The organism is Streptomyces hokutonensis (genome assembly GCF_000376565.1).
Taxonomy (GTDB): domain Bacteria; phylum Actinomycetota; class Actinomycetes; order Streptomycetales; family Streptomycetaceae; genus Streptomyces; species Streptomyces hokutonensis.
Genome location: NZ_BARG01000056.1, coordinates 1 through 25249 on the forward strand (window position 1 = coordinate 1; position 25249 = coordinate 25249).

At 71.2% G+C, this 25249-nt stretch carries 20 protein-coding genes; 8 read left to right on the forward strand and 12 right to left on the reverse strand.

Annotation, left to right across the window (positions count from 1 at the left end; all coding sequences use genetic code 11):
- Positions 1-218: 218 nt before the first annotated feature.
- On the reverse strand, positions 219-1226 hold the full coding sequence (locus tag SSP08S_RS34380) for a stage II sporulation protein M (RefSeq protein ID WP_019072204.1): 1008 nt from the start codon (positions 1224-1226) through the stop codon (positions 219-221).
- Positions 1227-1354: 128 nt separating this feature from the next.
- On the opposite strand from SSP08S_RS34380, the gene SSP08S_RS34385 reads away from it, so the two are divergent.
- Positions 1355-2434 carry an RDD family protein gene (locus tag SSP08S_RS34385; protein ID WP_019072205.1) on the forward strand — a complete coding sequence of 360 codons (1080 nt, stop codon included), beginning with the start codon at positions 1355-1357 and terminating at the stop codon, positions 2432-2434.
- Between the two features lie 51 nt (positions 2435-2485).
- On the opposite strand, the gene SSP08S_RS34390 is transcribed toward SSP08S_RS34385, so the two are convergent.
- Both SSP08S_RS34390 and ahcY read right to left on the reverse strand, forming a co-directional pair.
- Complete coding sequence (locus SSP08S_RS34390; RefSeq protein WP_019072206.1) at positions 2486-3100, reverse strand: hypothetical protein; 615 nt, start codon at positions 3098-3100, stop codon at positions 2486-2488.
- Positions 3101-3263: 163 nt separating this feature from the next.
- Positions 3264-4721 carry an adenosylhomocysteinase gene (gene ahcY / locus SSP08S_RS34395; RefSeq protein WP_019072207.1) on the reverse strand — a complete coding sequence of 486 codons (1458 nt, stop codon included), beginning with the start codon at positions 4719-4721 and terminating at the stop codon, positions 3264-3266.
- A 468-nt stretch (positions 4722-5189) separates the two neighbouring features.
- Between ahcY and SSP08S_RS34400 the strand changes: the two genes are divergently transcribed.
- Together SSP08S_RS34400 and lepB are read left to right on the forward strand one after the other, a co-directional pair.
- Positions 5190-7427 carry a fructose-specific PTS transporter subunit EIIC gene (locus SSP08S_RS34400; RefSeq protein WP_019072208.1) on the forward strand — a complete coding sequence of 746 codons (2238 nt, stop codon included), beginning with the start codon at positions 5190-5192 and terminating at the stop codon, positions 7425-7427.
- 104 nt (positions 7428-7531) lie between these two features.
- A complete protein-coding gene (gene lepB, locus SSP08S_RS34405) occupies positions 7532-8206 on the forward strand; it encodes a signal peptidase I (RefSeq protein WP_019072209.1) in 675 nt (224 codons plus the stop codon).
- Positions 8207-8265: 59 nt separating this feature from the next.
- Here the strand turns inward: lepB and SSP08S_RS34410 are convergent, their stop codons facing one another.
- The 6 genes from SSP08S_RS34410 to SSP08S_RS34435 form a co-directional block, all read right to left on the reverse strand.
- Positions 8266-9249 carry a cation diffusion facilitator family transporter gene (locus SSP08S_RS34410; protein ID WP_026179077.1) on the reverse strand — a complete coding sequence of 328 codons (984 nt, stop codon included), beginning with the start codon at positions 9247-9249 and terminating at the stop codon, positions 8266-8268.
- A gap of 184 nt (positions 9250-9433) precedes the next feature.
- Positions 9434-10585 (reverse strand): mannose-6-phosphate isomerase, class I, encoded by a 1152-nt coding sequence (gene manA, locus SSP08S_RS34415; RefSeq protein ID WP_019072211.1) that lies wholly within the window; start codon positions 10583-10585, stop codon positions 9434-9436.
- A gap of 97 nt (positions 10586-10682) precedes the next feature.
- Positions 10683-11810 carry an SIS domain-containing protein gene (locus SSP08S_RS34420; RefSeq protein ID WP_019072212.1) on the reverse strand — a complete coding sequence of 376 codons (1128 nt, stop codon included), beginning with the start codon at positions 11808-11810 and terminating at the stop codon, positions 10683-10685.
- A gap of 31 nt (positions 11811-11841) precedes the next feature.
- Positions 11842-12012 carry a Trm112 family protein gene (locus SSP08S_RS59760; RefSeq protein ID WP_019072213.1) on the reverse strand — a complete coding sequence of 57 codons (171 nt, stop codon included), beginning with the start codon at positions 12010-12012 and terminating at the stop codon, positions 11842-11844.
- Between the two features lie 201 nt (positions 12013-12213).
- Positions 12214-13578 (reverse strand): phosphomannomutase/phosphoglucomutase, encoded by a 1365-nt coding sequence (locus tag SSP08S_RS34430; protein ID WP_026179078.1) that lies wholly within the window; start codon positions 13576-13578, stop codon positions 12214-12216.
- 186 nt (positions 13579-13764) lie between these two features.
- Positions 13765-14196 carry a DUF3499 domain-containing protein gene (locus SSP08S_RS34435; protein WP_078532602.1) on the reverse strand — a complete coding sequence of 144 codons (432 nt, stop codon included), beginning with the start codon at positions 14194-14196 and terminating at the stop codon, positions 13765-13767.
- 278 nt (positions 14197-14474) lie between these two features.
- Between SSP08S_RS34435 and SSP08S_RS34440 the strand changes: the two genes are divergently transcribed.
- Positions 14475-14924 (forward strand): metallopeptidase family protein, encoded by a 450-nt coding sequence (locus SSP08S_RS34440; protein WP_019072215.1) that lies wholly within the window; start codon positions 14475-14477, stop codon positions 14922-14924.
- A 30-nt stretch (positions 14925-14954) separates the two neighbouring features.
- On the opposite strand, the gene SSP08S_RS34445 is transcribed toward SSP08S_RS34440, so the two are convergent.
- From SSP08S_RS34445 to SSP08S_RS34455, 3 genes are all read right to left on the reverse strand, one after another.
- Complete coding sequence (locus tag SSP08S_RS34445; RefSeq protein WP_019072216.1) at positions 14955-16451, reverse strand: DUF5719 family protein; 1497 nt, start codon at positions 16449-16451, stop codon at positions 14955-14957.
- Entirely contained in the window at positions 16448-20179 is a 3732-nt protein-coding gene (locus SSP08S_RS34450) for a glycosyltransferase (protein WP_078532600.1), read from the reverse strand. Before SSP08S_RS34450 ends, SSP08S_RS34445 begins: the two co-directional genes overlap by 4 nt.
- 185 nt (positions 20180-20364) lie before the next feature.
- On the reverse strand, positions 20365-20628 hold the full coding sequence (locus tag SSP08S_RS34455) for a WhiB family transcriptional regulator (RefSeq protein WP_003975777.1): 264 nt from the start codon (positions 20626-20628) through the stop codon (positions 20365-20367).
- A 609-nt stretch (positions 20629-21237) separates the two neighbouring features.
- On the opposite strand from SSP08S_RS34455, the gene SSP08S_RS34460 reads away from it, so the two are divergent.
- The 4 genes from SSP08S_RS34460 (at position 21238) to SSP08S_RS34475 (ending at position 25220) form a co-directional block, all read left to right on the forward strand.
- Positions 21238-21747: a cysteine dioxygenase gene (locus SSP08S_RS34460; protein WP_019072218.1), complete on the forward strand. Its 510-nt coding sequence runs from the start codon at positions 21238-21240 to the stop codon at positions 21745-21747.
- Positions 21748-21847: 100 nt separating this feature from the next.
- Positions 21848-22807: a 2-phospho-L-lactate transferase gene (gene cofD / locus SSP08S_RS34465; protein WP_026179079.1), complete on the forward strand. Its 960-nt coding sequence runs from the start codon at positions 21848-21850 to the stop codon at positions 22805-22807.
- Positions 22804-24120, forward strand: a complete 1317-nt coding sequence (locus SSP08S_RS34470; RefSeq protein ID WP_019072220.1) for a coenzyme F420-0:L-glutamate ligase — start codon at positions 22804-22806, stop codon at positions 24118-24120. Before cofD ends, SSP08S_RS34470 begins: the two co-directional genes overlap by 4 nt.
- A gap of 107 nt (positions 24121-24227) precedes the next feature.
- On the forward strand, positions 24228-25220 hold the full coding sequence (locus SSP08S_RS34475; RefSeq protein WP_078532601.1) for a DNA-3-methyladenine glycosylase family protein: 993 nt from the start codon (positions 24228-24230) through the stop codon (positions 25218-25220).
- The last annotated feature ends 29 nt before the right edge of the window (positions 25221-25249 follow it).

Here is a 25249-nt window from a genome sequence, read left to right on the forward strand (position 1 = left end):
AAGTTCCGGGCCGGACTTACCGGCCGCTCTTTTCCGATTCATCGGGAGTGTGGCTTCTTTGGAATCGAAGTTCCCAGAAGCAGACAGACACTCGCTGCTGCCGACCGGACCAGATCCAGTTCTAGGCAACTGTTCGAATCTACCTCCCCGACCGGTCCGTGTCAACGGCTCCTTTGGGGCGAAGAGGAGACTAGCAGCTCAGCGGGAGTGCCCGCACATCAGGCAGCCGTAGGGACGGTTGAGCTGCGTTCGGATGCCTCGACGTCGCCTGTCTCACCGGCTCGTACGGCACGGCCGCCCAGGACGTAGACGTACGAGAGGAAGGTGCCTTCGGCGATGACGCCGATGCCGATGCGGGCCCAGGTGGGGAGGCCCGACGGGGTGACGAAGCCTTCGATGGCGCCGGAGACGAAGAGGACCAGGGCAAGGCCGATGGCCATGCCCACGGCGGCTCGGCCTTCTTCGGCCAGGGCTGTGCGGCGCGAGCGTGGGCCGGGGTCGATGAGGGTCCAGCCGAGGCGCATGCCCGTACCGGCCGCTACGAAGACTGCCGTCAGTTCGAGGAGGCCGTGCGGGAGGATCAGGCCGAGGAATGTGTCGAGTCGGCCGGCCGATGACATCAGGCCGATGCCGACTCCGAGGTTGAGCATGTTCTCGAAGAGGATCCAGAGGACCGGTAGGCCCAGGAAGACTCCCAGGACCAGGCACATCGCGGCGGCCTGGGCGTTGTTCGTCCAGACCTGTGCTGAGAAGGCGGCTGCCGGGTGGCTGGAGTAATAGGTCTCGTACTCGCCCCCGGGGCGGGTGAGTTGGCGCAATTGGCTCGGGGCCGCGATGGATGCCTGTACTTCGGGGTGGGTGCCTATCCACCAGCCCAGGAGGATCCCGACCGCAGTCGACAACAGCGCGGTGGGGACCCACCAGTGGCGTGCCCTGTAGACCGCGGCCGGAAAACTGTTCCCCAGGAAGTGCGTGACATCACGCCAGGAGGCTCGACGGGTTCCTGTCACGGCACTACGCGCGCGTGCCACGAGTTGACTGAGCCGGCCGGTGAGCTGGGGGTCCGGGGCACTGGACTGGATCAGGGAGAGATGGGTGGCCGTCCGCTGGTAGAGGGCGACCAGTTCGTCGGCCTCGGCGCCGTTGAGGCGCCGCTGGCGGCGGAGCAGCGCGTCGAGGCGGTCCCACTCTGCTCGGTGGGCCGAGACGAAGACGTCGAGGTCCATCTGGTTGCCTGCTCCTCGGCTGCTCGTCGACTGCTCGTTGGGGATCAGCTTGTCGTACTGGGGCGCGATGTGCCCTCAGCTTGGCAGACTGGCTGTTCCAGGGGCAGGGCAGGGGAAGGGCGGCAGGCGTGAGTGAGCTGGTGACGGGCGAGGCGGTGGCGTTGGAATTGCGCCCCGCGAGGCTGCCCAGCAGGGCGCTGGCGGTGTTGCTCGATCTGATCGTGGCCATGGCCGCCTACATCGGTGTGAGCGTGGCTCTGATGTTCTCCACGGCCTCTTTGGACGACGCGGCGCAGATCGCGCTGTCTATCGCGGCCTTCGTGCTGGTGCTGGTTGGCGCGCCCATAGCGGTGGAGACGCTGAGTCATGGGCGTTCGCTCGGGAAGCTGGCGTTCGGGCTGCGCGTGGTGCGGGACGACGGGGGGCCGATCCGGTTCCGGCACGCGCTGGTGCGGGGCGCGATCGGTGTGGTCGAGATCCTCATGACGTTCGGGGTCGTCGCCTGCATCGCCTCGCTCGTCTCGGCGCGTGGTCGGCGGCTCGGGGATGTGTTCGCGGGCACTTTGGTCGTACGGGAGAGGGTGCCCGCCGGACAGACGTCCGTCGTGCCGCCTCCGCCGGTCTGGCTGACGGGACGTTTCGCCGAGCTTGATCTGTCGGCCGTTCCCGACGGGTTGTGGCTGGCCATCCGGCAGTACCTGACGCGGATGCAGCAGTTGGATCCGCAGGTGGGTTGGGCCATGGCCGAGCGGCTTGCCACGGATCTCGTGGCCCGTACGGGAGCCCCGGCGCCGCAGGGTGTTCCGCCGGCCGCGTATCTGGCGGCCGTGGTGCAGGAGCGGCAGGAGCGGGACATGCGGCGGGCCTTCGGGAACCGTGGGGCGGGCGCCTATCCGCTGTCTCGGGCGTTCGGGAGCGGACAGGCCGGCGGGTTCAGGCCTGGGACCGGTGTGCCGGGTGCCTTCGGCAACGCACCGCTTCAGCCGTCGTCGGCTCCTCAGCAGCCTGCGGCTCCTCCTCAGACTTCAGGCTCTGCTCCCGCGCCTGCCCCCGTTGGCTGGTCGGCCCCAACCACTCCCCCTTCGCCCACCGCGGGCGGCACGGGAGCCGATCCCGCCCCGTCCTCGCCCGGCCCGCAGTCCCCGGCGCCGCAGAAGGCATCGCCCGCCGAGCCTCGGCCATCCAGCGGATTCGCGCCGCCCGCCTGAGCCCCTCACCGGCCGGACCAGATCCTCTCGACCGACGGAGAACGGCGTCGCTCAGCCGAAGACCGACGGTGGCGACTCCAGCTCTTCCAGCTCTATGCCGGGGGCCGCCAGCACGACGTCGCCGGCGATGTGGACGGCGTGCTGCTCGCCCGTGTCCAGGGCTGTGACCTGGTATTCGTCCACGGTCAGAGGGCCGTTGTCAGTGCCGTGTGTTTCTCTTTTCAGCAGAGCCCAGGACTGGTCCACGGTGCGCGGAGCGAGGACCGGGTCCGTGAAGCTGACCAGGCGGACGCGGGTCGCGGCGGAGGAAGGGGTGAGGCGCAGGAGACGGGTGGTGGCGATGAGGAACGCGGGGGAGGTGCCGGTGAAAGCGTGGGCGCGCACATTGCCTTCGGCGGCATCGGTGCCGGTGGGGTCGGTGCGGACCCAGGTGACGCCGTCGAGGGCGGCGCCGCGCACCTGCCAGCCCGCCGCGTGGAGTTCCAGGCGGATGGGGCGGCCGAGTTCGTCGAGGGTGAGGTCGACGGAGCCGCAGTGATCGCCGGAGGGGGCGGTGAGCTGGGAGACGTAGCGCCAGCCGGAAGGGCCGGGGGCGCACTGGAAGTGCTCGTCTGCGAAGGGGGTGTGATCGTGCGGATCGTGGAGCGAATATCGGCCGCGGGGCATCGGGGTCCTGGGTCTTGACGGGCCGGTCCGGCCAGAGGAACCAAAGGGGCAGGCCCCCGGCACGGGGGTGCGGGGGCCTGCCTCGGAGGATCTGCTGCTGAGGACCCGCCGCTGAGAACCGCGTCAGTGCACGGACGCGGTCACAGCGGACGGGGTCGTCGGCTCAGTAGCGGTAGTGGTCCGACTTGTACGGGCCCTCGACCTCTACGCCGATGTACGCGGCCTGCTCGGGGCGGAGCGTGGTCAGCTTCACGCCGAGCGCGTCCAGGTGGAGGCGGGCGACCTTCTCGTCGAGGTGCTTGGGCAGCACGTAGACGTCGGTCGGGTACTCCTCGGGCTTGGTGAACAGCTCGATCTGGGCCAGGGTCTGGTCCGCGAAGGAGTTGGACATCACGAACGAGGGGTGGCCGGTGGCGTTGCCCAGGTTCAGCAGGCGGCCCTCGGACAGCACGATGAGGACCTTGCCGTCGGGGAACGTCCAGGTGTGGACCTGCGGCTTGACCTCGTCCTTGACGATGCCCGGGATCTGCGCGAGGCCGGCCATGTCGATCTCGTTGTCGAAGTGGCCGATGTTGCCGACGATGGCCTGGTGCTTCATCTTGGCCATGTCCGCGGCCATGATGATGTCCTTGTTGCCGGTCGTGGTGACGAAGATGTCGGCCTTGTCGATGACCTCGTCCAGCGTCGTGACCTGGTAGCCGTCCATCGCCGCCTGCAGCGCGCAGATCGGGTCGATCTCGGTGATGATCACGCGGGCGCCCTGTCCGCGCAGGGACTCCGCGCAGCCCTTGCCCACGTCGCCGTAGCCGCAGACGACCGCGGTCTTGCCGCCGATGAGGACGTCGGTGGCGCGGTTGATGCCGTCGATCAGGGAGTGGCGGCAGCCGTACTTGTTGTCGAACTTCGACTTGGTGACGGCGTCGTTCACGTTGATCGCCGGGAACAGGAGGGTGCCGTCGCGGTGCATCTCGTAGAGACGGTGGACGCCGGTCGTGGTCTCCTCGGTCACGCCGCGGATCTCCGAGGCGACCTGGGTCCACTTCTGCGAGCCGTCACTGATGGTGCGCTGCAGGACCTGGAGGACGACGCGGTGCTCGTCGGACTCGGCGGTGTCGAGGGAGGGGACCTTGCCGGCCTTCTCGTACTCGACGCCCTTGTGGACGAGCATGGTGGCGTCGCCGCCGTCGTCCAGGATCATGTTCGGGCCGCCGGTGGGGGTGTTCGGCCAGGTCAGCGCCTGCTCCGTGCACCACCAGTACTCCTCCAGGGTCTCGCCCTTCCAGGCGAAGACCGGGATGCCCTGGGGGTTCTCGGGGGTGCCGTTCGGGCCGACGGCGATGGCGGCGGCCGCGTGGTCCTGGGTGGAGAAGATGTTGCAGGACACCCAGCGGACCTCGGCGCCGAGGGCGACCAGGGTCTCGATGAGGACGGCGGTCTGCACGGTCATGTGCAGGGAGCCCATGATGCGGGCGCCGGCCAGCGGCTGGCTGGCGGCGAACTCACGGCGGATCGACATCAGGCCGGGCATCTCGTGCTCGGCGAGGGTGATCTCCTTGCGGCCGAACTCGGCCAGGGAGAGATCGGCGACCTTGAAGTCCTGTCGGTTGTCGACAGTCGTCATTGCGAGGTACTCCTCGGGGTTGGGGCGAGGTGGGTACGGCTGGTCTGCGCGGCGGCGGACACAGGGGTGCCCCAAGGAGGACACAGGCATGCCCGCGTGCGCGCAGCGCAGTCCGTCGGAGGCCCTCTCTCCCTCGGCCGGTCCGCGGTGGGACCGCCCGACCGCCATCAGCAGCGACGTCTGGCTCCGTCCCAAGTTACACCGGTAGGACCGGCGGTCCCCAGTCCGCTCCGGACAGTTCCAGCCGAACCGAGCGGGCGCCCGGCGTCGGATCGGGTTTCGGGGAGCGCGCCGAGGGGGTCCGCACAAGCTTTGGGAGGAAGGGGGTGGACGCGGGCGATCAGGGACGTTCGCGTCTTTGAGTCGGGCGGTGGATGTTGCAGGATGCGGGGAGATCAGGAGCCTCTGATCAATCCTGCGGGGCGCCCGGGACGGCGTTCCGTGCGACGAAGGTGTTAGGAGAACGACGTGACCAGTCCGGCCGGCCCTCCCCCCACGGGCAGCGGCGGTGTCGAGGAGCAGCGGTTGAAGCTGCTCGCGGTGACCGCGTGCCCGACCGGCATCGCACACACGTACATGGCGGCGGAGAAACTCGCCCAGGCCGCCGCGAGCCGTGGCATCGACATGAAGGTGGAGACACAGGGATCCATCGGGGCCGAAAACATCCTCGATGACAACGATGTCAGTAGCGCTGACGGCGTGATCGTCGCCGCGGACAAGGACGTGGACCTGAGCCGCTTCGCCGGCAAGCGGGTCCTCGTGGTCGGGGTCGCCGAGGGCATCCGCCATCCCGAGCGGCTGATCGAGCAGGTGCGGTCCGCGCCCGTGCACACGGCGGCCGGTACGACCGCGGCGGCAACCGCGCCCGGCGGCAGGGAACGGAGTCTCGCGTACAAGTCACTGATGAACGGGGTCAGTTACATGATCCCGTTCGTCGTGGTCGGCGGGCTGCTGATCGCGATCTCGCTGTCGCTCGGCGGCCACCCGGACCCCTCCGGCGGTCTGGTCATCCCGAAGGACTCCTTCTGGATGGACGTGAACAACATCGGCGTGATCGGTTTCACGCTGATGGTGCCGATCCTGTCCGGCTACATCGCCTACGCCATCGGCGACCGGCCCGCGCTCGTGCCGGGCATGATCGGCGGCTGGATCGCCAACACCGGTGCGCTGTACGACTCGAAGGCGGGCGCCGGGTTCATCGGGGCGATCGTGACCGGGTTCCTCGCCGGGTACCTGGTGCTGTGGATCAAGAAGGTCCGGGTCCCGAAGTTCGTCCAGCCGATCATGCCGATCATCGTGATCCCGATCGTGGCGACGACGGCGCTCGGACTGTTCTTCGTCTACGTCATCGGGAAGCCGATCTCCTGGGTGTTCGAGCATCTGACCGACTGGCTCGGCGGATTGACCGGAACCAGCGCGATCCTGCTCGGCACGATCCTCGGGCTGATGATCGCGTTCGACATGGGCGGCCCGGTCAACAAGACGGCGTTCCTGTTCGGCGCGGGCCTCATCGCGACCGGCAACCAGGCCGTCATGGGTATGTGCGCGGCGGCCATCCCGGTGATGCCGCTCGGCCAGGGCCTGGCCACGTTGATACGGCGGCGGCTCTACACCGAGCAGGAGCGGGAGACCGGTCTGGCCTCGCTGTTCATGGGCTGCTTCGGCATCTCCGAGGGCGCGATCCCGTTCGCGGCGGCGCGGCCCGCGCAGGTCATCCCCGCCAACATGCTGGGCGGCGCGGTGGCCGGCGCGGTCGCAGGACTCGCCGGGGTGAAGGACGCGGTGCCGCACGGCGGGCCGATCGTGGCGGTGCTGGGCGCGGTGAGCGGCGTACCGATGTTCTTCGTGGCGGTGGCGATCGGTACGGCGGTCACCGCGGTGACGACGGTCGCGCTGGTCGACGTGAGTGAGCGCAAGCGGCGCGGGGAGCAGGTGGTCGGGGCCGGGGCCGCCGTCGAGCCCGAGCTCGTGTTGGCCGGGGCCGGGGTGGGAGTTCCCGGCGCCGGGAGCGACGGTACGAGGGGCGCCGCGACTACCGGAGTGCGTGAGGTGAGCGGGGTGAACTCGGGCGACTCAGGCTCGGGCTCGCGTACCGCGGTCGGCTTGGACGGGTCGGGGTCGCGAGGACCGCGCGGTGCGGCGGGCGGCACTGAAGCAGCCACGGCCGGCCGCAGTTCGCTCACCACAGAAGAGACCGCCCCTGAAGCCCTTCTTGAAGCCCTCCCTGAAACCTCCTCTGAGGTCCTCCCCGAAGTCCTCTCCGGCTACCTCACCGAGCAGACCGTGAAGGTGCCCCTCGACGCGGTCGACAAGGAGGCCGCGATCCGTGAGGTGGCCGGGCTGTTGGCGCGGACCGGCAAGGTCGTGGATGTCGAGGAGTTGGTGGCGACCGCGTTGCGGCGGGAGGAGCTGGGGACGACCGGGCTCGGGGAGGAGATCGCGATTCCGCATGCCAAGACGGACGCGGTGAGTGCGCCGGTCGTCGGGTTCGCGCGGTCGGTGGAGGGGGTCGAGTGGGGCTCGCCGGACGGTACGAAGGCCCGGCTGGTGTTCATGATCGCCGTACCGGAGGCGGCGGCCGGTGATGAGCATCTGCGGATTCTGGCGTTGCTGTCGCGGAAGTTGACGGATGCCGGGTTCCGGAAGCGGCTGTTGGCGGCGGGTGACGAGGCGGCGGTGCTCGGTGTGCTGAGCGAGGTCGGTTAAGTGGTGGCGGGCTCGCGGCTGTGGCAGGTCGCGGGCCCGCACAGTCTGTTCACAGTGGCCCGCTACTCTCTGCGCCGCGGAAGTGCCGTAAGGGGAGGGAAACGATGTCGGGCAAGGGGCGGGGACTGGGGATCGCGGCTGTGTTGGTGGGGCTGTTGGGGGTGGTGTTGGCGCTCGGCTCCACCCTGTACGCACGGAACTCATACGGGAGTTCCACCATCAGCAGCCAGAGCATGGCGCCGACGTACGAGCCGGGTGACCGGATCATCTTCGAGAAGGTGGACGGCGGCGAGGTGCACCGCGGTGACGTCGTCCTGTTCTCGGCGCCGGACCGCTACGGGTTCAGCGGAAGCGTGGTGCAGCGGGTCGTCGGGGTGGGCGGTGACCGGGTGGTGTGCTGCACGGGATCGGGCACGGACGCGCGGATCACCGTGAACGGCAAGCCGCTGGCGGAGCCCTATGTGAAGCAGGGTGATGTCGACGGTCTGCACAAGACGTACGACGTGACGGTCCCGAAGGGGCGGTTGTTCCTGCTCGGCGACAACCGTGCGAACGCGATGGACTCGCGTTTCTTCGCCAGCGATCACGAGGGGACGGTGGCCGAGTCCGCCGTCCGGGACCGGGTGACCGACGATCGCAGGGTCGCCTTCGTCATCGGGTCGGCCGTCATCGTCGGGGTCGTCCTCATCCTGGTCGGTATCGGCCTGGGGATCGCCGCGTTCGTCGTACGGCGACGGAGGGCGGCCCCGGTCGCGCCGTGGCCCGTGCAGCAGGGGTAGCGGGACGGGGAGGGCCCGTCGAACGTCCCGGCGGGCCCTGGTGTCGTAGGTGCCGGAAGTCAGTGTCCGGGCGCCGGGTGCTGGGCCGGGCCTCCGGGGGTTGCTTCGCGGTCGGGGCCCTTGGTGGCCTCGGACTCGCTGTAGATGTCGGGTTCGAGGTAGATGACGCGGGCGATCGGGACGGCTTCGCGGATGCGGGACTCGGCGGCGTTGATCGCGGTGGCGACCTCGGTGGCCGTGTCGTCGTGCTGGACGGCGATCTTGGCGGCGACGAGCAGTTCCTCGGGGCCGAGGTGGAGGGTGCGCATGTGGATGATGCCGGTGACGGTGTGGCCGTCGACGATGGCGGCCTCGATCTTCTGGACGTCCTCGATGCCGGCGGACTCACCGAGCAGCAGCGACTTGGTCTCGGCGGCCAGGACCAGGGCGATCAGGATGAGCAGGATGCCGATGCAGAGGGTGCCGATGCCGTCCCAGACGCCGTCGTCGGTGAGCAGGGCCAGGCCGACGCCGCCGAGGGCGAGGACCAGGCCGATGAGCGCGCCGAAGTCCTCCAGGAGGACGACCGGCAGCTCGGGGGCCTTGGCGCGACGGATGAACTGCGACCAGGAGTGCGTGCCGCGCAGTTCGTTCGACTCCTTGATGGCCGTACGGAACGAAAAGCCCTCGGCGATGATCGCGAAGACGAGGACGCCCACCGGCCAGTACCAGTGCTCGATCTCGTGCGGGTGCTTGATCTTCTCGTAGCCCTCGTAGACGGCGAACATGCCGCCGACGGAGAAGAGGACGATCGAGACGAGGAAGGCGTAGATGTAGCGCTCGCGGCCGTAGCCGAAGGGGTGCTGCGGGGTGGCTTCGCGCTGGGCCTTCTTGCCGCCGATCAGGAGCAGTGCCTGGTTGCCGGAGTCGGCGAGGGAGTGGACGCCCTCGGCGAGCATCGAGGACGAGCCGCTGAAGGCGAACGCCACGAACTTCGATGCCGCGATCGCGAGGTTGGCGCCGAGTGCCGCCACGATCGCCCTGGTGCCGCCTGACGCGCTCATGTGTTCGCGGTGTCCCTTCGCCTTCGTACGTCTGTGCCGGACGTCCAGGTCGGACATCCGCGTCGGACGTCTGCCCCGGACAGCTGCCCGGATGGGTCGTCCGGCCGTCTTTGCCCGTCCTTTGCCGGTGGGCCATTCTTGCAGCCCTGCCCGGCGGCGGCTCGTCAGGTATCCACAGGCCCGGTCATACGATCACAGTGGCCCGGAAGACCGTGCCGACTCCGGACACCTCGGCCTCGTCGCCGGCCGGGACGAAGACCGACTGGCCGGGGGCGAGTTCGAACTCGCCGGCCGTCACCGCACCGGCCGTGCAGAGCAGGATCTGCGGGGTGTCGAGGGTGAGGTCGTGGACGCCTGTACCCGCCGGAAGGACGTACCGGGAGAGCCGGAACTCGTCGATGGGGGTCTCGTAGACCTCCTCGCCGTCGGGGGACGCCTCGGGGCGCAGCACTCCGGGGTCGCTCGCCTCGAAGCGGACGACGCGCAGGAGTTCGGGGACGTCGACGTGCTTGGGGGTGAGGCCGCAGCGCAGCACGTTGTCGGAGTTGGCCATGATCTCGACGCCGAGCCCGTTGAGGTAGGCGTGCGGGATGCCGGCGCCGAGGAACAGGGCCTCGCCGGGCTGGAGTCGGACGTAATTGAGGAGCATCGCGGCGATGACGCCGGGGTCGCCCGGGTAGTGGTGGGCGATGTCGGCGTAGGGGGCGTAGTCGCCGCCGAGGCGGGTGCAGGCGGTCGCCGCCGCGGTGACCGTGTGGCGCATCTCCTCCGGGTCGGCGGTGAGGATCGCCGTGAGGACCTCGCGCAGGGCGGCTTCCTCGGGGTGCGCGTGCAGGAGGTCGACGTACGGCTTCAGGGAGTCGACGCCCAGGCCGGCGAGCAGCTCGGCGGCCTCCAGCGGGTCGCGGAAGCCGCACAGGCCGTCGAACTCCGTGAGCGCGCAGATCAGTTCGGGCTTGTGGTTGGCGTCCTTGTAGTTGCGGTTCGGGGCGTCCACGGGGATGTCCCGGCGCTCCTCGTCGGCGTAACCCTCCTTCGCCTGCTCCAGGTTGGGGTGCACCTGGAGGGAGAGCGGGGCGCCGGCGGCGAGGATCTTCAGCAGGAAGGGCAGCCGGGGGCCGAACTTCGCGACCGCCTTCTCGCCCAACTCCCGCTCCGGAGCGGCCTCGACGACCTCGACGAGCGTCCCGCGCGCGGTGCGCGAGGGTGCGCCCTGGTGCGCGCCCATCCACATCTCCGCCTGCGGCTCACCGCTCGGTTCCACCCCGAGCAGCTTGGGGATGGCGGTGGGGGAACCCCAGGCGTAGGGGCGGATCGTGTTGTCGAGGCGGTCCATACGAGTCTCTACCGGTTCTCTCTGCGTACGACTGAGGTATGACGTGGGTTCGCACCCCGGACGCCGTTGTACGACGGTCAGGGCTTCGACGACAAGATCAGGCGCCCGAGGCGAGCGCCAGGTAAACGGCGGCGAAATCCGTCATGGCGATCAGCTCCGCGAGGGTCTCCAACTCGCCGCCGTCCTCGGGCTCCAGCTCGCTGATCGGCGTGTCGTGGCTGAGGGCCAGGTCACGGGCGGTCGGGGCGGCGGTGAGGCCGCCGATCGGGCGGTCCCGGAGCAGCACCACGCGTGCGTGCAGCGCGGGCGCCTCGTCGACGCGGTCCCTGAAGAAGTCGTCGGGGTCGGCGCTCGCGGCGAGCGGGCCGGCCAGCAGGGCGTTGTGCTCGGCGAGCGCCTCGGGCAGCTCGGAGACCAGCGCGGGGCGGCCGGCCAACTCGGCGAGCGCGGCGGCGAATCGACGGCCCGCCGGACCGGCCGACGCACCCTCCGTCCAGATCACCGGGAGCGAGTCGGCGAGTTCGGCGGCCAGGGTCTTGGCGGGATTGCTGTACGTCACGACGGCGGGCCCGCAGCGTTCGGCGACCTGGTCGAGACGGTCGGCGACCTTCTCCAGGGCCTCCGGCGGCGCGCTGAGCAGGCCTGTGCGGTCCAGCAGCGCGAGCAGCGGGGTGAGGAGCGCCCAGAGGACTCCGGGGGCGGAGGCGGCCAGCGGCTCGTCGTGCTCGTACGGCGCGGTCGCCATCGGTACGAAGAGGCCGTGGGCGCCGTCCACGGCCTCCGTGAGGGGGCTGCGGGACGGGGCCACGGCCGCGACGGTGCAGCCGCGGCGGTAGGCCTGCTCGGCGAGCAGGGACAGGCCGGGTTCGCTGCCGTCCGGAGTGGTGATCAGCAGCAGGTCCACGGAGCCCGCCCAGCCCGGGAGTTCCCAGCGCAGGGCGCCGGCGGCGGGGGCCACTCCGGTGGGTGCCAGGCGGGTGACGGGGCTGCTGGCGCCGGCGAGCTTGCCGAGCAGGTCGGCGACGCAGGTGGCGGCGGCTCCGGGGCCCGCGATCAGGATGGCGCGGGGGCGGCCGTCCGGTTTCAGGTCGTGGACGCCGGCCTCGGCGGCGTGCCGGGCGGCTGTGCGCACCCTCGCGCCGGCTTCGGCGGCACCGCGGAGCAGGGCTCGGCGGTCGGCCTCGGCCAGTGCGTCCGGGGAGTCGAGCAGCGATTCGTCGAGCATGGGCGGCGGCCTCCGATCGCGTCGTCGTCGGTTACGCGGGGTGGCGGGCCTCGTCGACGAGGAGGACGGGGATGCCGTCCCGTACGGGGTAGGCCAGGCCGCAGTCCTCACCGGTGCAGATCAGCTCGGTGTCCTGCTCCTTGAGGGGGGCGTGGCAGGCCGGGCAGGCCAGGATCTCCAGGAGGCCGGCTTCGAGCGGCATGGGGTGTCCCTCCGAGGGCTGGGGCTACGACGGTGCGTGCGGATGTGCCTGGTCAGGTTACCGCCGGTGGGAAGTGCTTGCCGGGGTTGGGGCCGACGGACCTGGGGCCGCGCTCCCAGACCCCGCTCCGGCCGGAACGGTCTCGTCCTCGAACGCCGGACGGGCCGGAACCACCCGACCGGCATCGCGAAGAAGAAACCGTCAGCCCCTGATGATCCCCAGCACCTCGTCCCGCACCTTCCCCATCGTCGCCTCGTCCCGCGCCTCCGTGTTGAGCCGCAGCAGGGGTTCCGTGTTGGAGGGGCGGACGTTGAACCACCAGTCGGCGGAGGTGACGGTGAGGCCGTCGAGTTCGTCGAGGGTCAGGTCGTCCTGGCCCTCGTAGGCGGCGCGGATCGCCGCGAGGCGGGCCCCCTGGTCGTCGACCGTGGAGTTGATCTCGCCGGAGCCCACGTAACGGTCGTACTGGGCCACGAGGGCGGAGAGCGGGCCGTCCTGGCCGCCCAGTGCGGCGAGGACGTGGAGGGCGGCCAGCATGCCCGTGTCGGCGTTCCAGAAGTCCTTGAAGTAGTAGTGCGCGGAGTGCTCGCCGCCGAAGATCGCGCCGGACTTCGCCATCTCGGCCTTGATGAAGGAGTGGCCCACGCGCGTGCGTACCGGTGTGCCGCCGTTCTCCTTGACGACCTCGGGGACCGACCAGGAGGTGATCAGGTTGTGGATGATCACGCCCTTGCCGCCGTTCCTCGCCAGCTCGCGGGCGGCCACCAGGGCGGTGATCGCGGACGGCGGGACCGGGTCGCCGTTCTCGTCGACCACGAAGCAGCGGTCCGCGTCGCCGTCGAACGCGATGCCGAGGTCGGCGCCCTCCTCGCGGACGCGCGCCTGGAGGTCGACGATGTTGGCCGGGTCGAGCGGGTTGGCCTCGTGGTTCGGGAAGGTGCCGTCCAGCTCGAAGTACATCGGGACCAGGGTGAGCGGCAGGCCGGCGAACACGGTCGGGACCGTGTGCCCGCCCATGCCGTTGCCCGCGTCGACGACGACCTTCAGGGGGCGGATGGAGGTCAGGTCGACGAGGCCGCGGAGGTGCGCCGCGTAATCCTCCAACGTGTCCCGCTTTGTGATCGTTCCCGTCGGGCCGGAGACCTCCGGGGCGCCCGAGTCCAGCCAGGACTCCACGAGTTGGCGGATCTCGGCGAGGCCGGTGTCCTGGCCGACGGGGGCCGCGCCCGCACGGCACATCTTGATGCCGTTGTACTTCGCCGGGTTGTGCGAGGCCGTGAACATGGCACCCGGGAGGCCGAAAGCGCCCGAGGCGTAGTACAGCTGGTCCGTGGAGCACAGGCCGATCTCGGTCACGTCGACACCGCGCGCCGCCGCCCCGCGCGCGAAGGCGGCGGACAGCCCGGGGGACGAGGGCCGCATGTCGTGCCCGGTCACGATCGCGGTGGCGCCGGTCACCTGGACGAAGGCCGCCCCGAACAACTCGGCCAAGGACTCGTCCCACTGGTCCGGGACGACGCCCCGTACGTCGTACGCCTTCACGAGCTGCGACAAATCAGCAGACACGGCCAACCCTCCAGAAAGTCCTATCGGTCGCCCCAAACTACCCGCAGGGACCGACAGCGCGACGTGCGGAAACCAGGCCGTCCACAGACTCTTACCTGGGCTCCGGGCAACGCCACACGCGGCGAGTCCCTCACAGGGGGCGCGGTCACGGTGGGGATCGTTGAACGAACTCCCGGGCAGGCCCCGTCAGTTGTCCGGCGAGCGCAGCACCCGCAGATGACCCCGGCGGGCGACCTCCATCGGGTCCGCCGTGCGGGCACCGCCTCCGCCACCCGCCCCGGCCGCCCGTTCCTGCGGGCGGGCCGCCTCACGCACAGCGTTGGCAAGCGCTTCCAGGTCGTCGCCGCTCGGGCGGGCCGGAGCGGAGCTGTCGAGGAGGCGGACGACCTCCCAGCCTCGGGGCGCGGTGAGGCGCTCGGAGTGCTCGGCGCACAGGTCGTAGCAGTGGGGTTCGGCGTAGGTGGCGAGCGGGCCGAGGACCGCGGTCGAGTCGGCGTAGACGTACGTCAGCGTCGCGACGGCGGGCCGGCCGCAAGCGGTGCGCGAACAGCGACGTACAGGGCTCACGACGTTGGACGGTACCGCACTCTTGAGCGGGCCGCGACGACTCTCCCCCAGGTCACTCCACCGTGTCGGGTTGTGAAACGCCCCACACACCTCTCCGACAACACGTCACTGACCTGCGCGAACACCCCTTCTCGAGATCTCGAACGGGGTCGGGTCCGGTCATGACTCGGCACAAACACCGTCAATTGCCTTGAGAGCGACGGTCTTGGAGACATACGGAATCGAGCCCAAGCTTGGCTGGAATGGTCATCCGGCGACATGGCGCCCGAGCGCCGGACGGCGAGTGGAGTCCGGCGGCGGGACCTGACGGGGACTACGCTTCACCAGTGATGGACACCCCCGTACCGCCCCCCGCCGCCGGCCCCGGGCCCCGCCGCCGCGATCGCCACGGCCGGGGCATGCGCGGCCCGATCGCACCGCCGCAGGTTCCGCTGGCCGCGAGCCGGGCCGAGGCGTTCGCGGATCTGGTGCAGGACTCCGTGGAGCGTCTGGAGCGACGCTGGCCGCAGCTGGCCGACATCGATTTCCTCGTCCTGGAAGTCCCTCGACTGGGTGGTGCGGGCGAGGGCTGGAACGACGAGTCGGTGCCCCTGGGGGGCACGATCGCCGCCCGTGAGGGACAGCCCGCGCGCGTGGTGATCTATCGGCGGCCCGTCGAGATCCGCACGAAGGGGCGCGACGAACGCGCGGCCCTGGTCCACGAGATCGTCGTGGAGCAGGTCGCCGAACTGCTGGGCCTCACCCCGGAGACCGTCGATCCGCGCTACGGGGAGGACTGACCCTCCCCGCGCGCGTGGGGTCGCGGACGGCTACTTCTTCTGGAGGACCGACAGGTCCTCGTCCGTCTGCGGCACCGACACCGTCCCCCGGTCGTCGGGCAGTGTCTGGATCGTGAAGCCCGGTACGCCCTCCTCGGTCGCCGAGAGCGTCCTGGCCGCGTACACCGGGCCGCCCGACTGGGGCTCGACGGTCAGCGCGTAGGTGCCCTTCAGGCCGCCGGGGACCGGGAGTTCGACGTCCTGTGTGGTGCCGGCCTTGATCGTGTACGTCTTCGAGACGGGCGTACCGCCGCCGCTGCCGGCGGACGCGGTGACCTTGACGGTCGCGGTGCGGGTGGGCGCGACCAGGGACAGCGTGGAGCCCTTGCTGCTGTTGTCGGCGGCCGTCGCGCGCGTGCCGACCGCGCCGGTCGCCGGGATGAACGCCGTCTCCTGCTTGCTGCCCTTGCCCCGTACGACCTTCAGCGCGGCGACGACCGGCACGGACTGGTCGGTCGGCGTCAGGACCAGGGAGCCCGGGTCGCCGCGGGTGACGTCACCGAGGTCGACGCCGACCGTCATGCCCGCCTTGACGTGCACGGTCTCGTGCCCGGCCGGCGTGATCATCCCCGTGGGCGAGGAGAGCCGCACCTTCAGGTCGGCGTCCGAGTCGCCCGGCGTGAAGGCGATCAGCCGTACCGAGGTGGCGTCCTTCGGGATGCCCGGCATGACCAGGCTGCCTGCCGGGTCGGTGGACGCGGCCAGCCAGTCGCCGCCGAGCTTGGCGTCGAGGGCCTGCACGGCCGCGCCGACCCGGCCGCTGCGCACGACCACGTGCACGGTCAGGTCGGTCTCCTGGTCGTCGGTGAGCGTGGAGAGCAGGATCGGCTCGTCGGCGTGCGGCTCGACCGTGATGCCCTCCCCCACCGTCGACTTGAGGTCGCCGTCCTTGCCGTAGAGGTCGATGTCGACGACGGCGGCGGAGTCGTCCGGGTTGGTGAGGTTCACGTAGTCGGTGCGGTCGGCGGAGGTGCTGGCGCCCGGGAACCAGAACTCGGTGTCCGGGGCGGTGCAGTTGACGCCCTGGAGGCCGCGTCCGTTGCCTGCGGCGACCTCGGTGGTCTCCTGGACGGTCCAGCCGGGCGCGTACTTGCCCTCGGCGGTGCCGAGCAGCGCGGGCGAGTCGGCTCCGGAGCTGTCGCCGGTGGCCGGCGTGCCGGGGGTCTTGGGCGTCAGGACGGGCTTGGCGGGCTTCTTCTTGCTCTTGCTGCTCGTGCCGTCGCCCGACTGCTGGCCCGCGGCCTGGAGTTCGGCCTTGCCGCTGTCGTCCGTGCCCGTCGTGACGGGCGTGAAGGACGTGTACGACGTGTCGGCGAGGTCGGAGGTGCTCGGCGCCGGGCAGAGCAGGCTGGTGCGCTCCACGGGCAGCTGGGCGGCCGCCTCGGCGGTGTGCGTGCCGGGCGCGGCCGGTGTCTTCATCTCGGCGAACCCGGTGACGGCGGCGAGCGCGGCCACGCCGGCGAGGAAGGACAGGGTGGTGCGGTTCACTGCTGGCTCCCGTCGGGGCGCTCACTGCCGTGCGGATGTTGCTGGGCGGGGTCGTACGCCGGGTCGTAGGCGGGGTCGTAGTTCGGGTCGTAGCCCTGGCCCTGCCCCTGGTTCTGGTCGTAGCCCTGTTCGTACGTCGGGTCGTAGCCCGGTGCCGGGGGCTGGCCGCCGTAGGCGTACGGGTCGTACTGGCCGCCCTGGTAGGGGTCCGCCTGGTACGACTGGTCGTAGGTGCCCGCCGGGTACTGCTGGTCGGCCTGGTACTGCTCGCCGCCGTAGGTGCCGTACTCGGCGCCCGCGTAGCTCGCGGCGTCCCACTCTCCGTAGGACTGTTGCTGCGGGATCGCGGCGGCGACCTCCTCCTCCGCAGGAGGAGGTGTGGTGCCCGAGCCGAACGCGTCGAACTCCCCGGTGCTCGCGATGTCCGCCGTCTCGTCCGCCTGGTCGGCGGCCTCGGTCTCGGCCTGGGCGCGCAGGCGGCGGGCCCTGCGGCCCTCGCCCGCGACCGCCTGGGCCGGGATCAGCTCCTCCTCCGGGAGGTCGTCGTCGATGTCACGGCGGCGGCCCGGGAGGGCGAGCACGACGAGGACGAGGGCGAGCGCGCCCTGGGTCCACAGCCAGGCGGTGTGTCCGATCGGGTCGTCGTAGGTGACATCCAACCGGCCGCCGGTGGCGGGGAGTTGGAAGCCCTGGGCCCAGCCGTCGACCGTGGTGCGGGTGAGCGGCTTGCCGTCCAGGGTGGCCGTCCAGCCGGCGGCGGCCGTGTCGGCGAGGCGCAGGACGCGGCCGGTGGCGCCGGACGGGATCGTGGTGTGGATGTCGACGGGTCCCGCGGCGACCGGCTTGGGGGCGGCGGTACCGGCGACGATGGCCGCGCGGGAGACCTGCGCGTTGACCCGCCACAGGGCGCTGCCGTCGGCCTGGCTGAGCCTGCTGAGGCCGGGGGTGGCGTCCAGGACACGGCTGACCTCGCGGGGCGCGCCCTTGTGGACGAGGACGTAGCGCACGGCGAAGCCGCCGAGTTCGTCGGCCTGGTCGGCGCCGGAGCCGGCGACGAGGTTGGCGACGACCTTGTCGAGCCGGCTGTTCTCGCCGTCCGCCGCGGCGAACTCACCGTCCCCCATGCGGGCGCCGGAGCCGCGCACCAGCATGTAGCCGACGTGGGCGGCGGAGTCGCTGTCGAGGACGAGGGTGCGGGCCTGGTCCTGGGTGTCGCTCTCCTCGGCGACGAACGCGGGCACCTGGGTCGGGTCGCGGCGCTCCAAGGGGCCGTCGGCGCCGCCGAGCATCCAGCCGGCGGCGACGAGCAGCGGTCCTGCGGCCGAGGCGAAGGCGATCAGGACGGCCACCGGCTGGCGCCAGCCGAAGCTCTGCTCGGCGACACGCGCGCGTGCCCCGTCGGCACCGAGCGCGGCGGCGGCGAGGAGCGCGAGGCCGTAGACGAGGGTCGCGGGGCCGGCCCAGGTTGAGCTGTTGGACAGGACGGCGAAGACGAGGCCCACCAGGGCGACGCCCCAGGCGGCCCGGATGCCGAAGGCGCGCTCGCCGCGCAGCAGGGCGCCGAGCGCGGCCAGCACGACGCCGATGAGCATCAGGCCGTTGACCGTGCCGGGGCCGCCGGGGCTGGCGCCGAGCAGGTCGAGGGGGGACGCGGACCCGGAGCCGTACTCCAGGCCGGCCTGCTGGAAGAAGCCGAACGGGAGGAGCGTCAGCGACCAGGGCGCCAGGATCAGCAGCGGGGTGCCGAGCTGCGCCAGGAAGCGCAGGCCGTAGGCGGTGATGTCGCTCCTGCGGACGACCAGCAGCGCGATGCCGAGGATCAGGGCGATGGGCCAGATGATCGGCGTGAAGGCGGTGGTGACCGTCAGGAGCAGGGCGTAGGCCCAGGTGGCGCGCCAGCTGCCGCGGGCGCCCGAGGAGTGCGTCAGACCGCTGGCTGCGATGCCCGCGCGGGCCGCCAGCGGGAGCAGCACGGCGAGGACGGCGGTGCCGATGCGGCCGCCCGCGAGGGCGCCGGTGGCGGCGGGCAGGAAGGCGTAGACGACGGCCGCCCACGCGCGCAGCAGGCGGGACTCGACGAGCGGGCGGGAGGCGAAGTAGGCGGTGAACCCGGCCAGCGGTACCGAGGCGACCAGCAGGACCGTGACCGCGAGGCCGGTCGAGCCGAACAGCAGCGAGGAGAGCATCGCGACGAACGCGAGGTACGGCGGTGCGGACGGGGTGCCGCCGGCGCCGACCGGGTGCCAGGAGTCCAGGAAGCGGGACCACAGTTCGCCGGAGTCGCCGGGTGCGGGCAGCATCGCGCCGCCCGTGAGCGCGCCGCTGCCGAGCAGGTCGCGGCAGGCGACGAGGGAGACGAGCAGCAGCACCAGGAACAGCACCGGGCCGGGCTTGCGGGCGATGCGCTTCACACGCGCGAACTGCTCGATCTCCAGGAAGTCCGCGTCGTCGCCGCCGGGTCCGGACTCGACCGCGCCGCCGTGCCGGCCGGCCCCCGAGGTGATCTCGGGGTCGGAGGTGTCGACGAAGCTGGCGGCGGCCTGTTCGAAGGTGGCCCGCAGGGTCGCGCCGGGCGGCGGGAAGAGCGGCCGCAGTTCCGCCTTGTCGATCTGCGGGGTGCCGCGCCTGCGCCGTCCGGCGATGATCCGCTCGGGGCGCAGCAGGGTCCCCAGGAGGCCGCGGATCTCGTCGAGGGCCTGTCCGGGGACCTTGCCGACGAGATAGCCGAGGGTGCGCAGCACGGTGCCGACGACGACCCTGACGAGGACCCAGGGCAGCACGGCCGTACGGCTGTTGACGAGCAGGGTGTAGACGGCGCCGGCCTTGTCGACCTTGTGCGGGGAGGCGACGGTGCGGCCCGCGCAGTCGACCGCGCGGCGCTCGCGGGAGGCCGCCTCGGCGTGCCGTACGACCGCCTCGGGGGCGACCAGGACGCGGTGGCCCGCGGCGGTGGCGCGCCAGCACAGGTCGACGTCGTCCCGCATCAGGGGCAACCGGCGGTCGAAGCCGCCGAGTTCGTCGAAGACGTCGCGCCGGATCAGCATCCCGGCGGTGGAGACGGACAGCACGGGCCGTACGTGGTCGTGCTGGCCCTGGTCCTGTTCGCGGCGGTCGAGACCGGTCCAGCGGCGCCCGGAGTGGGCGATCGTGACGCCGACCTCCAGGAGCTGCCGGCGGTCGTACCAGCCGCGCAGCTTGGGGCCTACGACGGCCACGTCCTCGCGGCCGAGTTCGTACTCCTGGTCCACCACGCGCAGCAGTTGGGCCAGGGCGTCGGGCTCCGGGGCGGAGTCGTCGTGCAGCAGCCACAGCCACTGGACGGGCTCGCCGTGCGGGAGTTCCGGCATGTCGTAGGCGTCGTCGCGCCAGGTGCGCGTAACGGGGTCCCAGCCGCTGGGGCGCTTCAGGTACGGCAGGTCGTCCGGAGTCAGCACGGGGGCGGTGCGGTTGGCCTCCTCGACGGCCTGGCCGAAGCCGGTGCGCCGGGCGAGGTGCAGCACGCGGTCGGCGCCGAGGGTGTCGGTGACCAACTGGGCGGAGTCGTCCGCGCTGCCGGTGTCGGCGGCCATGACGCTCTGCACGGGGCGTTCCTGGCCGAGCAGCCCGGCGAGCGCGTCGGGCAGCCAGCGGGCGCCGTCGTGGGAGACGAGCACCGCGGTGACTACGTGACGCGGGAACTCAGGAGTGGCAGCGTCGTGTTGGGCTGCCGTGTGGCTGTGCACGGACATCGAGGTACGGGCCCCGGTTCGATGGACTGCGGTGGACGCATGCGTCCCGAGGGGACTGCGGTACGTCTCGGACGAGCGCCCACACTATCGGCTGGGCACAGCGACGGCCCGCCGCCTGTGGATAACCCAGTCGCGACGGGCCGTTCAGTAGGTCCCGAGGTATGTCCCGAGGTGTGCCGTGCGGTTCAGACGGCGGCCTTCTTGAGCCGGCGGCGTTCGCGCTCGGACAGGCCGCCCCAGATGCCGAAGCGTTCGTCGTTGGCGAGGGCGTATTCGAGGCATTCGGAGCGGACCTCGCAGGCGAGGCAGACCTTCTTGGCCTCGCGGGTGGAGCCGCCCTTCTCGGGAAAGAAGGACTCGGGGTCGGTCTGGGCGCACAGCGCGCGCTCCTGCCAGCCGAGTTCCTCGTCCGCGTCGTCGACCAGCAGTTGCTGCACCAGCTCGGTCATGTGCGCCCCTCGTCTGTCTTTCGCGTCCCCGTGATGTAGCCGTTACCGATGTCGGCTGAACGACACGAGTGAAATTACAAGTGTGCTGCTCCGGGCGAGTCAAGCCGAGATCTGCTATTGGGCCCCTTATTCACTCTGCGGAACCAAGGCCTAGCGGAAAGTGTTCAAATCGGCATAAACCTTGACAGGCAGCGGAGACCCTCGTGGGCCTCCTACCCCGGGACAGGGCCTGTACGGGGGAGGACGCTCAGGAGTTCGATCTCGTTCCAACGGGGTTTGTGCGCCCGGTTGTGCGCCATGTGTCCCGATAGCCTCCTGAACAAACCTTTCACCTCCCAGATGAACCGGATGAGGTGAAACATGTCCCACATACCGGGTGTCGAGTTGACAGTGCGGGTGTGAACCGATGTTCTTGTGGGCATGCTCGCGAACTCGGCACTCACCTCGACCCGCTCCGCCGGGTCCCTCGGTGCTGCCCAGGCTCGCTGTAGCTGTTGTTGCTGTTCCGGCTGTTGAGCCCTCCGCGCTCCGGCCCCACCTGCTTTCTCTTCTTTTGGTGACACCCAGCCCCCGCCGTTACTTCTTACGCCGAGGAACCACCGCACCCCCATGAACAGCGACAGCGACCTCCAGATCGCCGGCGACATCCTCGAAGTCCCGCACCTCCTCCAGGCAGCGCGCGAACACCCGGCCACCGTGGCCGAGTTCGTCGGCCTGGCGCGCTCGGTCGCCGCCGACCGCACCCAGTGGGAACACCTCGTCGAGTACGACGCGACGACCCGCTGGTACCACCGGCTGAGCACCGGCCCCGGCTACGAGGTGTGGCTGCTGTCCTGGGTGCCCGGACAGGGCAGCGGACTGCACGACCACGGCCCCTCCTCCGGTGTGCTGACCGTCCTGGACGGCACGCTGACCGAGCGCACCGAGCGGGGCACGCGCACGCTGGGGGCGGGCGCGCAGCGGGTGTTCGCGCCGGGGTACGTCCACGAGGTCGTCAACGACACCCTCGAACCGGCCATAAGCCTGCACGTCTACTTCCCCGGTCTGACCGAGATGCCGATGCACACCGCGTGCGCGCGGCGCGACGGCGCGGAAGCGGTCGACGCCGTGACCGCCTGAGGCGAGGCGACGGCCGTCCGGCCCGGGACGCGGTGGCCGTCCGACCGCGATGCGACGACTGCCTGCCGCGTTGTCACACCCGCCTGCAAGACTTGTCCCCATGCGCATTGTGGTTCTTGCAGGAGGTATCGGTGGTGCCCGGTTCCTGCGCGGTCTTCAGCAGGCCGTGCCGGACGCCGACATCACGGTGATCGGCAACACGGGGGACGACATCCACCTCTTCGGGCTGAAGGTCTGCCCGGACCTCGACACGGTGATGTACACGCTCGGCGGCGGCATCAACGAGGAGCAGGGCTGGGGGCGTGCCGACGAGACCTTCCACCTCAAGGAGGAGCTCGGGGCGTACGGGGTCGGGCCTGAGTGGTTCGGGCTCGGCGACCGGGACTTCGCCACGCACATCGTGCGGACGCAGATGATCGGCGCCGGCTATCCGCTGAGCGCGGTCACCGAAGCGCTGTGCGACCGCTGGCAGCCCGGGGTGCGGCTGATCCCCATGACGGACGACCGCGTCGAGACGCATGTCGCCGTCGAACTGGACGGCGAACGCAAGGTGATCCACTTCCAGGAGTACTGGGTACGGCTGCGCGCCTCGGTCGCCGCCGAGGCCGTCGTACCGGTCGGGGCCGAGCAGGCCAAGCCCGCGCCCGGTGTCCTGGAGGCGATCGCGGAGGCGGACGTCATCCTCTTCCCGCCGTCCAACCCGATCGTGTCCGTCGGCACCATCCTCGCCGTGCCCGGCATCCGGGAGGCGATCGCCGAGGCCGGGGTGCCCGTGGTCGGCCTCTCCCCCATCGTCGGGGACGCGCCCGTGCGCGGGATGGCCGACAAGGTGCTCGCGGCGGTGGGCGTGGAGTCCACGGCGACCGCGGTGGCCGAGCACTACGGCTCCGGGCTGCTCGACGGCTGGCTCGTCGACACCGTGGACGCCGCCTCCGTACCGGACGTCGAGGCGGCCGGGATCCGCTGCCGGGCCGTACCGCTGATGATGACCGACACCGAGGCGACCGCGCGGATGGCGCGGGAGGCGCTGGCGCTGGCGGAGGAGGTGCGGGCCGCATGAGCGAGGTGCCGCCGGTGGAGGGTTACCGGGTCTGGGCCGTGCCCGGGATGCCGGAGGTCGCGGCGGGCGACGACCTCGCCAAGCTGATCGCCGCCGCCGAGCCCGGGCTCGTCGACGGGGACGTACTCCTCGTCACCTCGAAGATCGTGTCCAAGGCGGAGGGGCGGATCGTCGAGGCGGCCGACCGGGAGGCCGCGATCGACGCCGAGACCGTACGGGTCGTCGCGCGGCGCGGTCCCCTGCGGATCGTGGAGAACCGGCAGGGGCTCGTCATGGCCGCCGCCGGGGTCGACGCCTCCAACACCCCTGCGGGGACAGTGCTGTTGCTGCCCGAGGACCCGGACGCGTCCGCGCGCGCGATCCGCGACGGGCTGCGGGACGCGCTCGGCGTCGACGTGGGGGTCGTGGTCACCGACACCTTCGGGCGGCCCTGGCGCACGGGGCTCACGGATGTCGCGATCGGCGCCGCCGGGGTGCATGTACTGGACGATCTGCGCGGGGGCACGGATGCCTACGGCAATCCGCTCAGCGCGACGGTCGTGGCGACGGCGGACGAACTGGCCGCCGCCGGTGATCTCGTCAAGGGCAAGGCCGCGGGGTTGCCGGTCGCGGTGGTGCGGGGGCTGCCGCATGTCGTGACCTCCGAGGGCGACGGGACGGGGGCGCGGGCCATGGTGCGGGGTGGGCGCGACGACATGTTCCGGCTGGGGACGTCGGAGGCGGTACGGGAGGCGGTGACCCAGCGTCGTACGGTGCGGGCCTTCACGGAGGAGCCGGTCGATCCCGGTGCGGTACGGCGGGCCGTGGCCGCGGCGGTGACCGCGCCGGCGCCGCATCACACGACGCCGTGGCGGTTCGTGCTGCTGGAGTCCGCGGAGTCGCGGGGTGCGTTGCTGGACGCGATGCGGGACGCGTGGGTCGCGGATCTGCGGCGGGACGGGAAGTCCGAGGAGTCCATCGCGAAGCGGGTGCGGCGCGGGGACGTGTTGCGGGGGGCGCCGTATCTCGTGGTGCCGTGTCTCGTGATGGACGGGTCGCACACGTACGGGGACGCGCGGCGGGACGGGGCCGAGCGGGAGATGTTCGTGGTGGCCGTGGGGGCGGGTGTGCAGAACTTCCTGGTGGCACTTGCCGGGGAGCGGTTGGGGTCGGCGTGGGTGTCCTCGACGATGTTCTGCCGGGATGTCGTGCGGGAGGTGTTGGGGCTGCCGGAGGGGTGGGATCCGATGGGGGCGGTGGCTGTGGGGCATGCGGCGGGTGAGCCGGGCGCTCGCGCTGCGCGGGATGCGGGGGCGTTTATCGAGGTGCGGTGAATCGCCGTGGGGCTCGTCTCGTTTGCGGGTGCGGGTTGTTTGTGGCTGAGCGCGCAGTTCCCCGCGCCCCTAAGGGGCGCTACCACCTAGGCTCGTAGGACTCTTCTGTGGCCGGACGTTTCGTTCATCGGCCCACTCGTACGACTGTGCGGGGTGGGGATGTTGTCGTGCCTCGACAGGCTTCGGCGGCAGCTGGGCGGATGCGGAGTTGGGTGCCGGAAGGGCCACTTGACCTCGGGCTGGTGCTTGGGCCTCTGCGGCGCGGTCCCGGGGACCCCACCTTTCGCGTGACCGCCGACGGATCCGTGTGGCGGGCCAGTCTTACGCCGGTCGGGCCGGGGACCTTGCGGGTGTCCGCTCCTGGGGGCGAGGTGCGCGGGGAGGCCTGGGGGCCCGGCGGGGCGTGGTTGTTGGAGCGGTTGCCGGAGATGCTCGGTGCCGCCGATGATCCTGACGCGTTTGTGCCGCGGCATCGGCTGGTGGCTGTCGCTCAGCATCGGCGGCCGGGGTTGCGGCTGACGCGGACCGGGCTGGTGCTGGAGTCGTTGATTCCGTCGGTGCTGGAGCAGAAGGTGACGACCGACGAGGCGTATCGGGCCTGGCGCTCGCTGGTGCGGAAGTTCGGGTCGCCCGCGCCGGGGCCCGTCGGCGGGCGGATGTGGGTGATGCCGGCGCCGCGCGCGTGGGCGTTGATTCCGTCCTGGGAGTGGCACCGGGCCGGGGTCGACGACAAGCGGGCGTCGACGATTCTGCGTGTCGTACGGGTCGCCGCGCGGCTGGAGCAGGCGGTGTCGATGCCGGCGGAGGAGGCGCGGGCGCGGTTGGAGGTGGTGCCGGGGGTGGGGCCGTGGACGTCCGCGGAGACCGTGCAGCGGAGTCATGGGGCGGCGGACGCGGTGACCGTGGGGGATCTGCATCTGCCGGGGATCGTGGGGTGGGCGCTGGCCGGGGACCGGGACGCGGACGACGCGGTGATGCTGTCGTTGCTGGAGCCGTATGCGGGGCAGCGGCATCGGGCGGCGCGGTTGATTCTGCTCAGCGGGCGGACTCCGGCTCGGCGGGCGCCGAAGATGCCTCGCGGGGACATCGGGAAGTTGTGAGCGTGCGGGTGGGTGGGGGCGGGCGTACC